Source organism: Vibrio sp. Vb1337, from assembly GCF_033338715.1.
GTDB classification, from domain to species: Bacteria; Pseudomonadota; Gammaproteobacteria; order Enterobacterales; family Vibrionaceae; genus Vibrio; species Vibrio alginolyticus.
In genome coordinates this window covers 1-1080 of record NZ_JAWOTD010000243.1, presented here as the reverse complement: position 1 = coordinate 1080, position 1080 = coordinate 1, and the positions used below count along the sequence as shown (strand labels likewise).

Annotated in this window: 1 protein-coding gene; it reads right to left on the bottom strand. The window is 46.0% G+C overall.

The genetic code is table 11. The annotated features are described in order from the left end of the window. Positions 1-157 precede the first annotated feature (157 nt). A partial coding sequence (locus R7E42_RS25355; protein WP_318073286.1) for a DHHA1 domain-containing protein occupies positions 158-1080 on the bottom strand: 923 nt, incomplete at its 5' end.

Genomic DNA, 1080 nt, shown 5'->3' with positions numbered 1-1080 from the left:
AGAATAGAATTTAACCGAGAAATTCTACTGAAAAATGTGACCGAGATACAGGAAAATTTCGGATGAGAAATCAGATTACGATTAGAGAGAGCACGGTCATAAAATTTTACACCCGCTTAAGGGCAACCGTACTCTATATTTAAGAAAAGCTTAGGTATTACTTGGCTTCGATGTGATCAATCATCAGTTGCAATGATTGGTTACCACGAAATTCATTCACATCCAGCTTGTAGGCCAAACGTACAGTTTTGACCGATGCGTCAGGCCAACGGCGTAAATCGACGTTAAATGCAATTCCATCAATCATCACATTGGTCGGATGCCCTTTGTATAAAGGCTCCAACATCAGTTTAAGATGTTTTTCTCCCACCAATTTTTGGTGCAACACCTTAAACTCACCATCAAAGATTGGCTCAGGAAAAGCTTGTCCGAATGGCCCACCAGCGCGCAACTGCTCCGCAATGTGCATAGAAAACTCTTCCGGTTTTAACTCGCCATCAGTAAGAATCACGCCTTTTAGAGCCGCTTCGTCGAGCTCTTTTTTCACCACTTCATCGAATAAACGACTGAAACGCTCAAAATCTTGCTCTTTGATGGTTAAGCCTGCCGCCATCGCGTGACCGCCAAACTTGATGATCAAACCTGGATTTTGCGTATCGATGAAGTCCAACGCATCACGCATGTGTAATCCAGGAATCGAACGACAAGAACCCTTGATCGTCCCTTCACCACCGTCAGCAAAGGCAATGACTGGGCGATGGAATTTCTCTTTGATACGCGAAGCGAGAATACCAATCACACCTTGGTGCCAATCGCGTTGGAACAGCGATAAGCCGTATGGCAGCTCGCTGTTTTCGCCAAACTGCAAACGTTCACAAAACGCCATCGCTTCTTGCTTCATGCCTTCTTCAATCTCTTTACGAGTCTGATTGAGCCCATCAAGCTCACTGGCCATGCGACGTGCGGCGTGGATGTTGTTACACATCAGTAGCTCAACACCAAAAGACATGTCGTCTAAACGGCCAGCGGCATTAATGCGCGGCCCCAATGCAAAGCCGAAATCCGATGCCACCAAACGTC